The 16538-nt window shown below is 64.6% G+C and carries 13 protein-coding genes; 5 read left to right on the forward strand and 8 right to left on the reverse strand.

Features of this window, described 5'->3' with window-relative positions:
• Positions 1 to 2 precede the first annotated feature (2 nt).
• A complete protein-coding gene (locus ABIB00_RS00955) occupies positions 3 to 1010 on the forward strand; it encodes a DUF3592 domain-containing protein (RefSeq protein WP_354103068.1) in 1008 nt (335 codons plus the stop codon).
• Positions 1011 to 1728: 718 nt separating this feature from the next.
• Here ABIB00_RS00955 and ABIB00_RS00960 read toward each other — a convergent pair.
• The 8 genes from ABIB00_RS00960 to ABIB00_RS00995 form a co-directional block, all read right to left on the reverse strand.
• Positions 1729 to 2358 (reverse strand): glutathione S-transferase family protein, encoded by a 630-nt coding sequence (locus tag ABIB00_RS00960; RefSeq protein WP_247344349.1) that lies wholly within the window; start codon positions 2356 to 2358, stop codon positions 1729 to 1731.
• A 390-nt stretch (positions 2359 to 2748) separates the two neighbouring features.
• The gene (gene glpK, locus ABIB00_RS00965; protein WP_247343901.1) at positions 2749 to 4251 is read right to left on the reverse strand and encodes a glycerol kinase GlpK; all 1503 of its coding nucleotides are present in this window, start codon (positions 4249 to 4251) and stop codon (positions 2749 to 2751) included.
• A 255-nt stretch (positions 4252 to 4506) separates the two neighbouring features.
• Positions 4507 to 5280: an SDR family NAD(P)-dependent oxidoreductase gene (locus ABIB00_RS00970; RefSeq protein ID WP_354103069.1), complete on the reverse strand. Its 774-nt coding sequence runs from the start codon at positions 5278 to 5280 to the stop codon at positions 4507 to 4509.
• Positions 5281 to 5405: 125 nt separating this feature from the next.
• The gene (pimD, locus tag ABIB00_RS00975; RefSeq protein ID WP_354103070.1) at positions 5406 to 6548 is read right to left on the reverse strand and encodes a pimeloyl-CoA dehydrogenase small subunit; all 1143 of its coding nucleotides are present in this window, start codon (positions 6546 to 6548) and stop codon (positions 5406 to 5408) included.
• Between the two features lie 131 nt (positions 6549 to 6679).
• A complete protein-coding gene (pimC, locus tag ABIB00_RS00980; protein WP_354103071.1) occupies positions 6680 to 7870 on the reverse strand; it encodes a pimeloyl-CoA dehydrogenase large subunit in 1191 nt (396 codons plus the stop codon).
• A gap of 16 nt (positions 7871 to 7886) precedes the next feature.
• Entirely contained in the window at positions 7887 to 9074 is a 1188-nt protein-coding gene (locus tag ABIB00_RS00985; protein ID WP_354103072.1) for an acetyl-CoA C-acyltransferase, read from the reverse strand.
• The gene (pimA, locus tag ABIB00_RS00990; protein WP_354103073.1) at positions 9071 to 10765 is read right to left on the reverse strand and encodes a dicarboxylate--CoA ligase PimA; all 1695 of its coding nucleotides are present in this window, start codon (positions 10763 to 10765) and stop codon (positions 9071 to 9073) included. The genes ABIB00_RS00985 and pimA overlap by 4 nt, the downstream gene beginning before the upstream one ends.
• A 217-nt stretch (positions 10766 to 10982) precedes the next feature.
• Positions 10983 to 13079, reverse strand: coding sequence for a 3-hydroxyacyl-CoA dehydrogenase NAD-binding domain-containing protein (locus ABIB00_RS00995; RefSeq protein ID WP_354103074.1), 2097 nt, complete (start codon positions 13077 to 13079; stop codon positions 10983 to 10985).
• Between the two features lie 127 nt (positions 13080 to 13206).
• Between ABIB00_RS00995 and ABIB00_RS01000 the strand changes: the two genes are divergently transcribed.
• From ABIB00_RS01000 to ABIB00_RS01015, 4 genes are all read left to right on the forward strand, one after another.
• Positions 13207 to 14073 carry an IclR family transcriptional regulator gene (locus ABIB00_RS01000; RefSeq protein WP_247343920.1) on the forward strand — a complete coding sequence of 289 codons (867 nt, stop codon included), beginning with the start codon at positions 13207 to 13209 and terminating at the stop codon, positions 14071 to 14073.
• Between the two features lie 66 nt (positions 14074 to 14139).
• Positions 14140 to 14937 carry an ABC transporter ATP-binding protein gene (locus ABIB00_RS01005; RefSeq protein ID WP_354044619.1) on the forward strand — a complete coding sequence of 266 codons (798 nt, stop codon included), beginning with the start codon at positions 14140 to 14142 and terminating at the stop codon, positions 14935 to 14937.
• Complete coding sequence (locus ABIB00_RS01010) at positions 14934 to 15647, forward strand: ABC transporter ATP-binding protein (RefSeq protein WP_007599709.1); 714 nt, start codon at positions 14934 to 14936, stop codon at positions 15645 to 15647. The genes ABIB00_RS01005 and ABIB00_RS01010 overlap by 4 nt, the downstream gene beginning before the upstream one ends.
• A 12-nt stretch (positions 15648 to 15659) precedes the next feature.
• Positions 15660 to 16538, forward strand: coding sequence for a branched-chain amino acid ABC transporter permease (locus ABIB00_RS01015; RefSeq protein WP_247343927.1), 879 nt, complete (start codon positions 15660 to 15662; stop codon positions 16536 to 16538).

Here is a 16538-nt window from a genome sequence, read left to right on the forward strand (position 1 = left end):
GGATGCTGAACGCCCAACAATTGATGTGGACACAGATTGCCGCCGGCATCGCAGTGCTCCTGTTTGGATTGACGCTGCTCAATCTGGTCCGCATGCGGGGCCGGATGCAGGCCGCGCGGAGCTGGGACAGGGTTGAGGGCATCATCACGGTCTCCCGGGTCGACCAGCCGGCGGCGCACGCCTCGGACGATCGGAACGACGCCAAGCCCATCATCCGCTATCGCTATCAGGCCGGCGGCCAGGAGCTGGAAAGCGACAAGATCTTTGTCGGCGGCCCCGCCATCACGACGAGGGTCCTGGCCGCAAAACTGACCGGACGCTATCCGGTCGGCGCCCATGTCGACGTCCATGTCGATCCGAAGCAGCCGACCGAGGCGCTGCTGGAGCCTGCTGCCGCGCAGAACGTCGCGGCACTGGTGGCGTTCACGATGGTGTTCGGCGTCATCGCCGCCACCCTGACCGCGCATTCGTTCGCAGGCCACGTGCTCTACGCCGACAATGGCGTTCCGCTGTTCGCGTTCGCGCTGCCGATCATCGTGCTCGTGGGCGGCGTGTTCTGCGTCGCCGAGTATGTCAGGACGCGCCGGCTGGCGAGCGCCAGCCTGCGCTGGCCGACCGCGTCGGGCAGGGTCACGCGCTGCGACGTGATCGAGGAAATCATCGAGGAGAAGACCGACCACGACAACAGACCGACGACTTCAAAGCTTGTACACCGCTATCAGGTCGACCTGCGCTACGCCTACAGGGTCGGCAAGCGCGACTTCATCGGCACCGAAGTCGATTGGAACGGCACCATGATCTCCGGGCTGCGCGAGGTCGCCGCAGAGGCCGCGGCGAAATATCGTCCCGGGCAGAGTGTGAAGGTCTATTACGATCCGGACCAGCCGGGACAAGCCGTGCTCGAGCCCGCAAGCCGGGAAGGCGCGCTGGGGCCGCTGATCGGTGCCGCGGTCTGCGCGGTCGTCGGAGGCCTTTTCCTGACAATCCTGATCAAAATTGGATTTGCGTAGCGGCGCCTCTCCCTTTCGCCTCGTCCCGCTAGCGGCGGGGCAATCGCACATGACGTCTCAGCGGCGCCTGAGCGAGCGCCTCGTCCTTCGAGACGACCGCTTCGCGGCCTCCTCAGGATGAGGCTCAGCTGCATCCCTCTGCGTTGAAATGCTGCCGCATACTCATCCCTCATCCTGAGGGCCCGCCGCAGGCGGGCGTCTCGAAGGATGGCCGCAGTCGAGCTTCCAGGCATATGCTTCTTCATATGCACTTGCCCTGCCCGCAAGCCGGGAAGGTGCGCTGGGGTCGCTGATCGGTGCCGCCGTCTGCGCGCTCGTCGGAGGCCTTTTCCTGACAATCCTGATCAAAATTGGATTTGCGTAGCGGCGCCTCTCCCTTCGCCTCGTCCCGCTAGCGGCGGGGCAATCGCACATGACGTCTCAGCGGCGCCTGAGCGAGCGCCTCGTCCTTCGAGACGACCGCTTCGCGGCCTCCTCAGGATGAGGCTCAGCTGCATCCCTCTGCGTTGAAATGTTGCCGCATACTCATCCCTCATCCTGAGGGCCCGCCGCAGGCGGGCGTCTCGAAGGATGGCCGCAGTCGAGCTTCCAGGCATATGCTTCTTCATATGCACTTGCCCTGCCCGCAAGCGGGAGAGGGAGCCCGCTGCTGATGCTGCCGCATCATGCACGCCAAATGCAATTGCCCTGCCGCCCGCGGAGAGAGATTGAAAAAGGCTCACCCCTTCGGCGGCGCCAGCGGCTGCACGATCTCCCGGAACGGCGCCAGCGCCTCGCAAGCGTCGGCATGCGCCGACAGCGCCGGATAGCGCGCGACGTCGAACAGCTGCGGGTGCGCCTCGCGGGTGAAGCGGACGACGCAGGCCACCGCAACGTCGGCATGACCGATGCGATCACCCAGCCAGTTCGGCGTGGTCACCTTGGCGCGTTCGGCCTCCAGCACGCCGAGCACGTCCGCGATCTGCGCCTGGCAGCGCTCGACCCACAGCGTGAGCTGCTCCTTCCGTAGTACGCGCTCATAGAGCAGGCTGACCGCCTTGTCGCCCAGGCCGGAGGCGAGCGCGCAGATGCGCAGGTGCTTGCGCCGATCAGCGCCATCCCGCGGCAGCATCGCTTTCTCGAGTCCCACCAGCTCGTCGAGATAATCGAGAATGATCGTGCTCTCGATCAGCACCTCGCCGTCGTCGAGCACCAGCGTCGGCACGCGGCGCAGCGGATTATACGGCGCGATCTTGTCGGCATCGCCGAAGGTCGACCACGGCTTGTGCTCGAAGGCGAGCCCGTAAAGCCGGAGCGCAATCGCGACGCGGCGGACGAAGGGGGAGTCGTATTGGCCGATCAGGAACATGGCGGGACCTTTCGTCATTGCCGGGCTTGACCCGCCTGGGAGGCCGAAGCCCCTTCGACGCGGCGAAGGCCCCGCAATCCATCTTTCCCCAGATTAGGAAGCGATGGATGCCGGGATCAAGTCCGGGCATGACAGAGCTGGGCGCAGGTGCATGCATGATGACGCGATTTGCGATGTTAGTCCTTGGAGTCTCTGTGCTCGCCGCCACCACTGCTCACGCGCAGGACCGCCCGATCGGGTTCTCGACCCCGTCGAAAAACATCGCCTGCCAATTTTTCACCGATAACGGTCAGTGCGTCCTCCCGCGCCGGCGCGGTCATCTCCAGATGGGTGACGAACGGCAGCCGTCTTCCCGTTGGGCACATCGGAATAGCCGTCGGGGAGGATCACTCAGTCCCCCTCGTCGCTCGCCAGCACGCCCTTCACCGCGCGCGCCCAACCCGCGAGCTTGCGCTCCCTTGTCGCCTGGCTCATGTTCGGCTTGAAGCGATGCTCCAGCCGCCAGTTGTCGGCGAATTTGGTCGGCTCGGGATAGACGCCGGCCTGGAGGCCGGCGAGATAGGCGGCGCCGAGCGCCGTGGTCTCCTGGATCACGGGTCGGTCGACCGGTGCGTCGAGCAGGTCGGCGAGGCGCTGCATGGTCCAGTCCGACGCGGTCATGCCGCCGTCGACGCGGAGCACGACGCTTGCCGTTTCCGAGCTCGGCCAGTCGGCGCGCATCGCGGCCCAAAGGTCAAAAGTCTGGTAGCAGACGCTTTCCAGCGCGGCGTGGGCGAGCTCGGCCGGGCCGGTGTTGCGGGTGAGGCCGAACAGCGCGCCGCGCACGCGCGGATTCCAATAGGGCGCGCCCATGCCGACGAAGGCCGGCACGAGATAGACGCTCTGCATTGAGTCCGACTGATCGGCAAGAGGTCCGGTCTCGGCGGCGTGCTTGATGATGCCGAGGCCATCACGCAGCCACTGCACCGCCGAGCCCGCGACGAAGATCGAGCCTTCGAGCGCGTAGGTGCGTTTGCCGCCGAGCTGATAGGCGATGGTGGTGAGCAGCTTGTTCTTCGAGGCCACCGGCGTGGTGCCGGTGTTGAGCAGGGCGAAGCAGCCAGTGCCGTAAGTGGACTTCATCATGCCCGGTCGGAAGCAGGCCTGGCCGATGGTCGCGGCCTGCTGGTCGCCGGCGATGCCTGAGATCGCGATAGCGCCGCCGAACAGATCGGGCACGGTCTCGCCGAAGCGGGCGGAGGAATCTTTCACCTCGGGCAGCATTGAGCGCGGCACGCCGATGATCTCCAGCAGCTCGTCGTCCCACTGGCCGGTGTGGATGTTGAACAGCAGCGTACGCGAGGCGTTGGTAGCGTCGGTGGCGTGCACCTTGCCGCCGGTGAGGCGCCAGAGCAGGTAGCAGTCCACGGTGCCGAACATCAATTCGCCGCGCGCGGCGCGCGCCCGTGCGCCGGGGACGTGGTCGAGAATCCAGGCGACCTTGGTGCCGGAGAAATAGGGATCGATAATGAGGCCGGTCTTCTGCGAGATTACAGGCTCGCGGCCGTCTGATTTCAGCTTGGCGCAGATGTCCGCGGTGCGCCGGTCCTGCCAGACGATGGCACGATGCACGGCCTGGCCGGTGGCGCGGTCCCACACCACGGTGGTCTCGCGCTGGTTGGTGATGCCGATCGCGGCGATGTCTTTTGCGGTGATGCCGGCCTGCGCGATCGCATCGCGGCAGACCGTCACGGTCGAGGTCCAGATGTCTTCCGGCTCGTGCTCGACCCAGCCCGAGGCCGGAAAATGCTGCGGAAACTCCTGCTGTGCACGGGCGGCGATCGAGATGTCGCCGCGAAACACAATCGCGCGCGAGGAGGTGGTGCCCTGGTCGATGGCGAGGACGAAAGACATGGGAGCTACCTTGGTGTTTCCCGGTGACGGGTCATATGTCGCGCCAAAGGGAGCGGATTAGGACGGGAAGGTCAAGGCTGCCGGAATCGTCTTCACCTCGCCCAGCTTGCGGTCAGCTTGCGGGGAGAGGTCGGAATTCAAGCGCAGCTTGAATTCCGGGTGAGGGGGCACGAACTCATCGCCAGCCGTATTCCTGGAGACAGGCCCTCACCCCAACGCTCTCCCCGCAAGAGCGGGGCGAGGGAGTAAACCGCTTTACACCGCCGCCGTCGTCACGCCGCCGTCGATGACGATGGTCTGGCCGGTCATGAAGCTCGACGCATCCGAGGCGAGGTAGGCGACTGCGCCCGCGATTTCGTCGGGTTCGCCGATGCGGCGAAGCGGGGTGGTGGCGGTGCGGCGTTTTAGATTCGCTTCGTCTTCCCACAGCGCGCGGGCGAAGTCGGTCTTGACCAGGCCCGGCGCGATGCAGTTGACGCGGACGCCTTTCGGACCCCATTCGCCGGCGAGCGAGCGACACAGCGCGAAGTCGGCGGCCTTGGAGATACCGTAGGCACCGATCACGGTCGAGCCGCGCAAGCCGCCGATCGAGGAGATGATGACGACGGAGCCATTGCCGCGCTCCGCCATCTGCGGGATCGCCAGCGCGGAGAGCCAGATGTTGCTCTTGACGTTCGAGCCCATGATCTTGTCGAAGGCCTCGTCGGTGATGTCGAGCAGCGGGCCATAATACGGATTCACCGCGGCGTTGCAGACAAGGATGTCGATTTTGCCGTAATGCTTCGTGGCGCCCGCGATCAGCGCCTCGACCTCTGGCTTGCGCGCGATGTTGCAGGGGATGACGGTTGCATCGCCGCCGGCCGCATTGATGCCGTCGGCGACCTCCTTGCAGGCGTCGGCCTTGCGCGAGGAGACCACGACTTTTGCGCCGAGCTTTGCGAGCAGCTCGGCGGAGGAGCGACCGATGCCGCGGCTGGAGCCGGTGACCACGGCGACCTTGCCGGTGAGATCGAACGGGGTGTTTTTCATTGTCGCTGCTCCGTTGATTCCGTTTGCTTCGTCATTGCGAGCGCAGCGAAGCAATCCAGAATCTTTCCACGGAGAAAGCCTGGATTGCTTCGTCGCAAGAGCTCCTCGCAATGACGGCGTGGCGCTTAGATCAACCCGCCACCATCCGCGACGCGGCGCTGGTGGTAGTCGGTGTCGCCGAACGAGTTCTCGATCATGGTCAGGCGCTTGAAGTAATGACCGATCTTCGCCTCCATGGTCATGCCGATGCCGCCGTGGAGCTGGATCGCCTGCTGCCCGACGTACTTCAGCGACTTGCCGATCTGCACCTTGGCGGCGGCGATGGCGTTGGAGCGTTCCTTGGCGTCCTCGAAATCGGCCGCCATGGTCGCGAACATCGACATCGATCTTGCCTGCTCGGCGGCGACGAACATGTCGGAGGCGCGGTGCTGGAGCGACTGGAACGAGCCGATCGCGACGCCGAATTGCTTGCGCGTCTTGATGTACTCGACCGTGGTCTTCAGCGACTCGTCCATCAGGCCGACCGCCTCGGCGCAGAGCGCGACGCGGGCTTCGTCCACGATACGCTCGATCAGCGCGAGCGAATCATCGGGATTGCCAAGCGCCGCATCAGCCCCGACCTCGACACCGGTGAAGGTGATGTCGGCGGCGTGCATGCCGTCCTGGGTCGGGTACGACTTCTTGGTCACGCCCTTGGCGCTCGCCGGGACCAGGAACACGCCGATGCCGCTCTTGTCGCGGCGCTCGCCCTTGGTGCGCGCGGTCACGATGAGGGTATCTGCGTTCTCGCCGTTGAGCACGACGAATTTTTCGCCGTCGATGACCCAACCGTCGCCCTTCTTCTTCGCCGTCGTGGAGACGTCGAAGAGATCGTAGCGCGAATTCTTCTCGAGCTGGGCAAACGCCAGCGTCTTGCTGCCGTCGACGATGCCGGGCACATGCGCAGCCTTCTGCGCATCGGAGCCGGCATGGCGCAGGAAGCCGCCGCCGATCACGACGGTTGCGAGATAAGGCTCGAGCACCAATGCCTTGCCGAGTGCTTCCATCACGATCATGGTCTCGACGCCGCCGCCACCGAAGCCGCCATCGGCCTCCGCGAAAGGCAGACCGAGCAGGCCCTGCTCCGCGAGCTTGCCCCAGACGGCTTTGCTCCAGCCGCCCTTCTCCTTCATGTACTTCTTGCGGCTCTCGAAATCGTAGGAATCGGTCAAGAGGCCGTCGATGCTTTCCTTGAGAAGCCGTTGCTCCTCGTTCAGATCAAAATCCATGTTCTTTGCTCTCCCGGTATCGATTTCGTCATGCCGGCCTTGTGCCGGGCATCCACGTTCTTTCGGCCGCTAGGCGTAGATGGCCGGGTCAAGCCCGGCCATGACGGTGGGTGCGTGTTAATAGTGTGCGATCAAAGCCCCAGCACCGCCTTGGCGATGATGTTGCGCTGGATCTCGTTGGAGCCGCCGTAGATCGAAACCTTGCGGTTGTTGAAATAACTCGGCGCGATCTGGGCGGTCCAGTCCATGGCTTCGTTCGAGCCGTCGTCGCCGTGCACGTCGTAGGGCGCGGCGAACGGGCCGATCACTTCCATCAGCAGCTCGGTGGTGGTCTGCTGGATCTCGGAGCCCTTGATCTTCAGGACCGAGGACGCCGGATTGGGCTTGCCCTTGCCGTGCTTGCCTTCGTCGGCGACGACGCGCAACTGCGTGAGCTCGAGCGCCTTGAGCTCGATCTCGCAGGCCGCGAGCTTCTCACGGAAGGCCGCGTCCTGGATGATCGGCTTGCCCCCGGATTCGACTTTGGAGGCCAAGTCGCGGATGCGGCGCAGCCGCTCCTTGGAGACGCCGACCCGCGCGATGCCGGTGCGCTCATTGCCGAGCAGGAATTTTGCGTAATCCCACCCCTTGTTCTCCTCGCCGATCAGGTTCTCGTAGGGAACCTCGACGTCGTCGAAGAACACTTCGTTGACCTCGACGCCGCCGTCGATGGTCTGGATCGGGCGCACTGTGACGCCCTTCGACTTCATCGAGAACACGATGAAGGAGATGCCCATCTGCTTCTTCGCAGTCGCGTCGGTGCGGCAGAGGCAGAAGATCATGTCAGCGTGCTGGGCGAGCGTGGTCCAGGTTTTCTGGCCGTTGATGATCCACTTGTCGCCTTTGCGCTCGGCTTTTGTGTTCAGCGAAGCGAGATCAGATCCGGAGCCAGGCTCGGAGAAACCCTGGCACCACCAGTCGTCGACATTGGCAATGCGCGGCAAATACTGCTTCTTCTGCTCTTCGTTGCCGAAGGTGTAGATCACAGGGCCGACCATGCTGACGCCGAAGGCGAGCGGCTGCGGCGCCGGATAGGACTGCAGCTCCTCGTTGAAGATGTAGTGCTGCACGGAGGTCCAGCCGGTACCACCATATTGCTTGGGCCAATGGCTGGTGCCCCAGCCCTTCTTGTTGAGGATGCGCCACCACGTCACCATCTCGTCCTTCGAGAGATGGCGGCCCTCGACCAGCTTGCGCCGCGTATCCGGCGGCACGTTACCGCGGAAGAACTCCCGCACTTCCTCGCGAAACGCCTGCTCTTCTTTCGTGAATGCGAGATCCATCGGATCCTCCTGTGAATTACTGCAAAATCTCAAACAAGCCCGCTGCGCCCATGCCGCCGCCGACGCACATGGTGACGACCGCGTACTTCGCCTTGCGGCGGCGGCCTTCGATCAGGGCGTGGCCGGTGAGGCGCGCGCCCGACATGCCGTAGGGGTGGCCGACCGCGATCGCGCCGCCGTCGACGTTGATCTTGTCAGGGTCGATGCCGAGCTTGTCGCGGCAATACAGCACCTGCACCGCGAACGCTTCGTTGAGCTCCCACAGGCCGATGTCGTCGACCGTGAGGCCGTGACGCTTGAGCAGCCGCGGCACCGCGAACACCGGGCCGATGCCCATTTCGTCCGGCTCGCAGCCGGCGGAGACGAAACCGCGGAAGATGCCGAGCGGCTTGAGGCCGCGTTTCGACGCTTCCTTGTCGCTCATGATGACGGAGGCGCTGGCGCCGTCCGAGAGCTGGCTGGCATTGCCGGCAGTGACCGAAAAACCTTCACCGCGCACGGCCTTGAGGCCGGCGAGGCCTTCGGCGGTGGTCTCGGGCCGCGGACCCTCGTCTTGCGACAGCGTCACGTCCTTGAACGAGACTGCGCCGGTCGCCTTGTCGGTCACGGCCATTTTGGTGGTGATCGGCGCGAGTTCGTCCTTGAACTTACCGCCCTGTTGCGCGGCCGCAGTGCGGCGCTGGCTTTCCAGCGAATATTCGTCCTGCTTCTCGCGCGAGATGCCGTAGCGCTTGGCGACGATTTCGGCCGTGTCGATCATCGGCATGTAGACCTCGCCCTTGATCTCGAGCAGCGCCGGGTCCTGGGCGTGGAAGCTGTTCATCTTGTCGTTCTGCACCAGCGAGATGGACTCGCCGCCGCCGCCGACCGCGATCTCGACGCCGTCAAAAATCACCGAGCGCGCGGCGAGCGCGATCGCCTGGAGGCCCGAGGCGCATTGCCGGTCGATGGTGGTGCCGCCAACGGTGACGGGCAAACCGGCGCGGAGCAGCGCCTTGCGCGCGATATTGCCTCCGGTCGTTCCCTGCTGCAGCGCCGCTCCCATCACGACGTCCTCGACCTCCTTCGGGTCGATCTTGGCGCGCGCGACGGCTTCGCCAATGGCGTGGCCGAGCAGGGTCGCACCCTCGGTGGCGTTGAGCGCGCCGCGATAGGCCTTGCCGATCGGGGTGCGGGCGGTGGAAACGATGACGGCATCGGTCAAGAGCGACCTCCTGATACAGATTGGGTGGCAAGTTGGGGGGATTGTGATGGTTTCTGCTGCTGACGCAACTCGTGGCGCGACAGCTTTCCGACCGGCGTGCGCGGCAGATCGTCGACGAATTCGACCTCGGCCGGCAATTCGTGCTTGCCGAGCTTGCCGGTGAGCTGCGCGCGCAAATCGTCGAGCGAGAACGGCTTTGCGTCCGGCTTCAGCTTGATGAAGGCCTTCGCGGCCTCGCCGCGGTACTGGTCGGGAATGCCGAGCACGATCACCTCGTGCACGCCGGCAATGGTGTAGATCGCCTGCTCGATCATCTGTGGATAGACGTTGAAGCCGCCGGAGATGATCATGTCCTTCTTGCGGTCGACCAGGAAGAAATAGCCGTCCGTGTCGACGTAGCCGATGTCGCCGGTGAGGAAGCGGCCGTCGGCAAAGGACTCCGCGGATTCCTTCGGCTTGTTCCAGTAGCCCTGGGTGACGTTCGGGCCCTTGATGCGGATCTCGCCGACTTCGCCCGGCGGCAGCACTTTCGTGGAATTGTCCAGCGAGACGACGTCGAGTTCGATGCCGGGCAGCATCAGGCCGATCGAGCCGGGCTTGTCGGGACCTGTGGGCGGATGGCCGGTGCCGGGCGAGCAGGTCTCGGTCATGCCCCAACCGCTGCGGAGCTTCTTGCCGACCTTGCGCTCGAAGAAATTTGCGAGCTCCACCGGAAGCGGCGCGCCCCCGGAGCCGATCGTCGCCAGCGAAGAGAAGTCACGCTTGTCGAGATCGGGAAGGGCTGCGATCGCGATCCACATCGTCGGCACGCCCGGGAAATAGGTCGCGCGCTTGATTTCGATGTCGCGCATTACTGCTTGGACGTCAAAACGCTGATGCAGCGAGATCAGATTGCCGCGGCTGAGCGAGGATAACAGCACGACGGTGAGCGCGTAGATGTGGAACAGCGGCAGCACACAGATCACGCGCTCGATGGCATCGCCCCGCGTCGTGCGCGACGGCTTGCCCCAGACGTCGTAGATCGACACGGCAGAGGTGAGATTGCCGTGCGTGAGCATCGCGCCCTTGGGCAGGCCGGTGGTGCCACCGGTATATTGCAGCAGGGCGACGTCGTCGGCCGTCACGGACGGCCACTGCGCCGGCGCGGTCGCGCCCTCGACGAAGGTCTTGAAGGTGACGATGCGGGGATCAACGGGGATCGCGGCCTGCGGCGTGCCGACCTTGCCCCAATTGTCGTCCTCGCAGACGACCAGGCGATCGATCAACCCCTTCTCCAGGAACTTCAGCGCGGTGGGCAGCAGCGCCGCGAGGTTGGACGTGACGAGCAGGCGCGAGCCGGAATCGGAAACCTTGTGCGTCAGCGCAATCTCGCCGTCGAGCGGGGAGAGATGCGCAACGCGCGCGCCGGCCTTCAGCGCGCCGAAGAAATTGACGGGATGGTCCGGCGTATTGCCGAGGAACAGCGCGATGGAAGTATTCTTCCCGCATCCGGCGCGCAGGAACGCGGCGGCCGCACGCTCCGCCATCGCGGCGAGTTCGGTGTAACTGATCGGACGCTCCCGGAATTCCAGCGCGGTGCGCGGGCCGTACTCGGCGGCGGCTTTTGCCAGCAGGTCAGGCAGCGAGCCCTGGACGATGGTGTCGTCCCAACGCACGCCTTCGGGATAAAACTGTTCGCCGGGATGGGTCATTTCACTTCGTTACTTTGCACTGCCTGAGCAGCGGTTCCACGTAAGGCGGGCACGGACGGAACGGGCTCCCTTCCCCGTTGCGGGGAAGGGTTGGGGAGCGGGGTAGCCACGCACATTGACCTCGCCCGGGGCTCCCTGCCTGACTGTCCCCCGCAAGGGGCGAGGGAACGGAGAGGGCGTCGCCCGGAGCAAATCATCGCGGCCACGGCCAATCCGATCAAGCCGCTTTCGACGCCGCCGCCAGCGAGGCGAAGGTCTTGCCTTCGGCCGCGAGCTTCTTCAGCAGCGGCGCGGGCTCGAGGCTGGGGTCGTTGGTCTCCCTGGCATAGAAGGAGAGACGATCGGCGATGTGCTTGAGGCCGACGCTGTCGGCCCAGAACATCGGGCCGCCGCGGTAGATCGGCCAGCCATAGCCGTAGAGCCAGACCACATCGATATCGGAGGGACGCGCCGCGATGCCTTCCTCCAAAATCTTCGCGCCCTCGTTGATCATCGGGTACATCATGCGCTCGAGGATCTCGTCGTCGCTGACAACGCGCTTCTTGCGGCCCAAACGGAGCAGCGTCTCGTCGATCAGCTTTTCGACCTCGGGATCGGGCAGCGCCGAGCGGGAGCCGGCTTCGTACTTGTAATAGCCCTTGCCGGTCTTCTGGCCGAAGCGACCGGCTTCGCAGAGCGCGTCCGCGATCTCGGACTTGATGCCGCGGTCCTTGCGCGAGCGCCAGCCGATATCGAGGCCGGCGAGGTCGCCCATCGCGAACGGGCCCATCGGCATGCCGAACTTCGTCACCACGGCGTCGACCTGCTGCGGCAAGGCACCTTCGAACAACAGCTTCTCCGACTGCTTGCCGCGCTGGGCGAGCATGCGGTTGCCGACAAAGCCGTCGCAGACGCCGACCACGGCCGGCACTTTCGCAATTTTGCGCGCGATCGAGACAGCCGTCACAAGGGCGTCCGGCGCGGTCTTGTCGGCGCGCACGATCTCGCACAGTTTCATGACGTTGGCGGGCGAGAAGAAGTGCATGCCGAGCACGTCCTGCGGACGCTTGGTCGACTGCGCGATCTCGTCGATGTTCAGGTAGGAGGTATTGGAGGCGAGCACGGCACCCGGCTTGACGTATTGGTCGAGCTTGCCGAACACTTCCTTCTTCACCGCCATGGTCTCGAACACGGCTTCGATGACCAGGTCGGCATCGCCGACGTTCTCGATGCCGACGACGCCGTTGATCAGCGCCATGCGCTTGGCGGGCGCATCCACCGGGATGCCGCCGCGCGCCGCGGTCGCTTCCCAGTTCTTCTGCATGATGCCGAGGCCGCGCTTGAGCTGCTCTTCGCCGGTCTCGATCAGGGTGACGGGCACGCCGGCATTGGCAAACGACATCGCGATGCCACCGCCCATGGTGCCGGCGCCGAGGATGGCGACGCGGTTCACGGGCCGCGACTTGGTGCCTTCAGGCACGCCCGTGATCTTGCTGGCCTCGCGCTCGGCGAAGAAGGCATAGCGCTGCGCCTTGGACTGATCGCTGGCGACGAGCTTCAGGAAGCCCTCGCGCTCCTTCTTCAGACCTTCGTCGAACGGTAGGTCAATGGCGTAGCCGACGGCGTCGGCCGCCGCGAACGGCGCTTCCAGGCCGCGCGACTTCTTGGTCATGGCGGCGACGGCATTGGTGAAGATCGAGCGATCGGCCTTGGCCGCAGCGATCTTGGAATCGTCGTCACGCAGGCGGCGCAGCGGGCGCTTTTCGGCCAGCAGCTTTCGCACGAAGGCTTCGCCTCCGGCAGCCGGGCCCTCGACGATCTCTTCGATCAAACCGTTTTTCAGCGCTTCCGCCGCACCGATCGGATCACCGCCGACGATCATCTTGACCGCAAGCTCCGGTCCGACCGCGCGCGGCAGGCGCTGGGTGCCGCCTGCGCCCGGCAGCAGGCCGAGCTTCACCTCGGGCAGGCCGAGCTTGGCTTCTTTCGCCGCGACGCGAAAATGACAGGCGAGCGCGACCTCGAGGCCGCCGCCGAGTGCGGTGCCGTGGATCGCGGCAACGACCGGCTTCGGCGAGTTCTCGATCTCGGAAAGCACGTCGTTGAGGGCGGGCGCCTTCGGCGGCTTGCCGAATTCGGTGATGTCGGCGCCGGCAATGAAGGTGCGGCCGGCGCAGGTCAGCACGATGCCCTTGATCGCGGGATCGGCGATCGCGGCCTTGATGCACTCCAAAATACCGCCGCGAACCGCGGCACTCAGCGCATTGACCGGAGGGCTGTCGACCGTGACGATCCCGACTTCGTCATGACGCTCAAGCTTGACCACTTCGCTCACGGTGTCCCTCCTTGCTGGGGTAACTTTGTTTGATTTCGCATTGCGGAATTTAATTCCGCATCTTGACGGCAGGGTTATTTTGAAGCACGTGGCTTGTCAACGACTCCGCGCAAGAAGCAGATCAGGGATGAAGCGTACAGGAAAGAAGACCGCGACCGATCGGAATTTCGTCGTCGCGCTTTCCCGCGGACTAGACGTATTGCGCGCATTCCAGCCCAGCGACGGACTTCTTGGCAATCAGGAAATCGCGGCCCGCACCAACCTGCCCAAACCGACCGTTTCGCGGCTGACCTATACGTTGACGAAGCTCGGTTATCTGACGCCGGTTCCCCGCTTCGAGAAGTATCAGCTTGCGCCGGCTGCGATGGCGCTCGGCTACGCGGCGCTATCCAATCTCGGCGTTCGGCATTTGTCCGAACCGTTCCGCGAGGAAATGATGCGCGCGACCGGCGGAGCCGTCGCGATCGGTGGCCGCGACCGCCAAAGCATGATCTATTTCGGGCAGAGCCGCGGCAGCGAGACGGTCGGCGTTCAACTTGACGTCGGCTCCCGCGTGCCGATTGCAACCACCGCGATGGGCCGCGCCTATTTCTGGGCGCTGAACGACGACGAGCGTGCCGAATTGTTGCGCGATCTGCGCGAGCATTACGGCAGCCGCTGGCCCAAGATGCGCGACGGACTGGAACGTTCCGGCGAAACAATCGCAAAACACGGTTTTGCGACTTCGGTCGGCGACTGGCATGACGACATCGGCGCCGCCGGCGTCGCGCTCAAGCTCAATGACGGAACCGGTCCCTACGCATTTAATTGCGGCGCGCCCGCATTCCGCTTCACGGAAGAGCGTTTGATCAACGACATTGGACCGCGTCTGCTTGCGATGGTAAGGAACATCGAAGCGGCGCTCGGGGGTCTGATGCCGCATTCCAAAAAAGACGTCAGCAAAAAGCTGAAATCAGGAGGAAAAGTTGCGCGTGTGGTCGAGGGGATCAGATAGCCTTTGTGATCATCAGGAGCGGTTCGTATCGCCCCTTCGTCCACTCAACAGCGTGGGCGAGACGAGATGACGCAGGCACAGCTCGCGCAGGGGACATCGCCCCTGCTCGCGGTTCGCGACGTCAGCGTCGTGTTCGGCGGCATTGTCGCGCTCAACGGCGTGTCCTTCGACATGCACAAGGGCCAGATCCTCGGCTTGATCGGCCCCAACGGCGCCGGCAAGACCACGCTCTTCAACTGCCTCTCCCGGCTCTATCAGCCGTCGTCCGGCGACATCCTGATGGAGGGCGCGACCATCCTGAAGCGGCCGCCGCACCGGATCGCGGAGATCGGCATCGGCCGCACCTTCCAGAACGTGGCGCTGTTTCCGAACCTCTCGGTGATGGACAATGTCCGCGTCGGCACCCATGCCCGCACCTCCAGCGACATCATCAGTGACTCGCTGCGTCTCGCCTGGATTCGCCGCAGCGAAGCCGACGTCAACAAGAAGGTGCACGAGATCCTCGCCTATCTGAACCTCGAGGATGTCGCCCACACCGTCGTGTCCGGCCTGCCTTTCGGCACGCAAAAACGCGTCGAGCTGGCGCGCGCGCTTGCTGCCGATCCGAAGATCCTGCTGCTCGACGAGCCCGCCGGCGGCCTCAACCACGAGGAAGTCCACGTTCTCGGCGACCTCATTCGCCGCATCCGCGACGAGCGCCACATGACCGTGCTGCTGGTGGAGCACCACATGGGCCTCGTGATGTCGATCGCCGACCACGTCGTCGCGCTGAATTTCGGCAAGAAGCTCGCGGAAGGCACGCCGGCCCAGGTGCAGGCGGATCCCGACGTCATCAAGGCCTATCTCGGGAGCAAGGACCAATGACGACGCTGCTCAACGTCAAGGACCTGCGCGCCTATTACGGCCAGGTCCAGGCGCTTCACGGCCTGTCCTTCTCGCTCAGCGAGGGATCGCTGACGACGCTGTTAGGGGCGAACGGCGCCGGCAAGACCACGACGCTGCGCGCGATCTGCAATATGGTGCGCTCCACCGGCGGCATCGAGTTCGACGGCAAGCCGCTGAACAACCGCTCCACCGAGAGCATCGTGCGGTTCGGTATCGCGCATGTGCCGCAGGGCCGCGGAACCTTCACCACCATGACAGTGGAGGAGAACCTCCAGCTCGGCGCCATCACCCGCAAGGACAGCGCCGGCATCGTCTCCGACATCGAGCGGATGTATGCGCATTTCCCGGTGCTGAAGCAGCGGCACACCCAGCAGGCCGGCACGCTTTCGGGCGGCGAGCAGCAGATGCTCGCAGTCGCCCGCGCCCTGATGCTGCGGCCGCGGCTGATGCTGCTGGACGAGCCGTCATTCGGCCTGGCGCCGCTCGTCGTGCGCGACCTGTTCGGCATCCTCGGGAAGATCAACCGCGAGGACAAGGTGTCGATCCTGGTGGTGGAGCAGAACGCCCAGCTCGCGCTCGAGCTCGCCGACCAGGCCTATGTGATCGAGACCGGACGCATCGTGATGTCGGGCAATGCCAAGGACATCGCGAACAACGAAGAAATCCGCAAATCCTATCTGGGCTACTGAGGAGCCGGCACGATGGAGCTTTTCACCAACCAGGTGCTGGCCGGGATCGCCACGGGCGCGATTTACGCCTGCATGGCGCTCGCCGTGGTCATGATCTACCAGGCGATCGACCATCTCAACTTCGCGCAGGGCGAGATGGCGATGTTCTCGACCTTCATCTCCTGGCAGCTGATGCAATGGGGCATCCCCTATTGGGCCGCCTTCGTGATCACGCTGGCATTATCCTTCGTCGGCGGCATCGCGATCGAGCGCATTCTTTTCAAGCCGCTCGCCAAGGCGCCGGTGCTGACCAACGTCGCCGGCTTCATCGCGCTGTTCGCGATCATCAACTCCTCGGCTGGCCTGATCTGGGACTTCACCATCAAGCAGTATCCGACCCCGTTCGGTTCCTCGCCGTTCCTCGGCAGCCAGCTGATCTCGACCCATCAGGCCGGCATGATCGGCGTTACCGTGCTGCTGCTGCTCGGCCTCTACTTCTTCTTCCAGTACACCAAGATCGGCCTCGCCATGCGCGCGGCCGCCTCCGTGCCTGAATCGGCCCGGCTGGTCGGCATCAACACGAGTTGGATGATCGCGTTGGGCTGGGGCATGGCCTCCGCGATCGGTGCAATCGCCGGCATGCTGATCGCACCGGTCGTGTTCCTCGAGCCCAACATGATGGGCGGCGTGCTGATCTACGGCTTCGCCGCGGCGGTGCTCGGCGGACTGACCAGCCCGTTCGGCGCCGTGGTCGGCGGCTTCCTGGTCGGCGTCTTCGAAAACCTCGCCGGCACCTACATTCCCGGCGTCGGCAACGAGCTGAAGCTCCCGATCGCGCTCGCGCTGATCATCTCCGTCCTGGTCGTCAAACCCGCTGGCCTGTTCGGCCGGCACATCGTCAAGCGAGTTTGA

Source organism: Bradyrhizobium sp. LB14.3, assembly GCF_040547985.1.
Lineage (GTDB): Bacteria > Pseudomonadota > Alphaproteobacteria > Rhizobiales > Xanthobacteraceae > Bradyrhizobium.

What these genes read in the sequence shown, in the direction of transcription:
- ABIB00_RS00955 (WP_354103068.1), top strand. Translation starts at nt 3, where the DNA reads ATGCTGAACGCCCAACAATTGATGTGGACACAGATTGCCGCCGGCATC.
- ABIB00_RS01000 (WP_247343920.1), top strand. Translation starts at nt 13,207, where the DNA reads ATGAAGCGTACAGGAAAGAAGACCGCGACCGATCGGAATTTCGTCGTC.
- ABIB00_RS01005 (WP_354044619.1), top strand. Translation starts at nt 14,140, where the DNA reads ATGACGCAGGCACAGCTCGCGCAGGGGACATCGCCCCTGCTCGCGGTT.
- pimA (WP_354103073.1), bottom strand. Translation starts at nt 10,765, where the DNA reads ATGACCCATCCCGGCGAACAGTTTTATCCCGAAGGCGTGCGTTGGGAC.
- glpK (WP_247343901.1), bottom strand. Translation starts at nt 4,251, where the DNA reads ATGTCTTTCGTCCTCGCCATCGACCAGGGCACCACCTCCTCGCGCGCG.
- ABIB00_RS01015 (WP_247343927.1), top strand. Translation starts at nt 15,660, where the DNA reads ATGGAGCTTTTCACCAACCAGGTGCTGGCCGGGATCGCCACGGGCGCG.
- ABIB00_RS01010 (WP_007599709.1), top strand. Translation starts at nt 14,934, where the DNA reads ATGACGACGCTGCTCAACGTCAAGGACCTGCGCGCCTATTACGGCCAG.
- pimC (WP_354103071.1), bottom strand. Translation starts at nt 7,870, where the DNA reads ATGGATCTCGCATTCACGAAAGAAGAGCAGGCGTTTCGCGAGGAAGTG.
- pimD (WP_354103070.1), bottom strand. Translation starts at nt 6,548, where the DNA reads ATGGATTTTGATCTGAACGAGGAGCAACGGCTTCTCAAGGAAAGCATC.
- ABIB00_RS00970 (WP_354103069.1), bottom strand. Translation starts at nt 5,280, where the DNA reads ATGAAAAACACCCCGTTCGATCTCACCGGCAAGGTCGCCGTGGTCACC.
- ABIB00_RS00960 (WP_247344349.1), bottom strand. Translation starts at nt 2,358, where the DNA reads ATGTTCCTGATCGGCCAATACGACTCCCCCTTCGTCCGCCGCGTCGCG.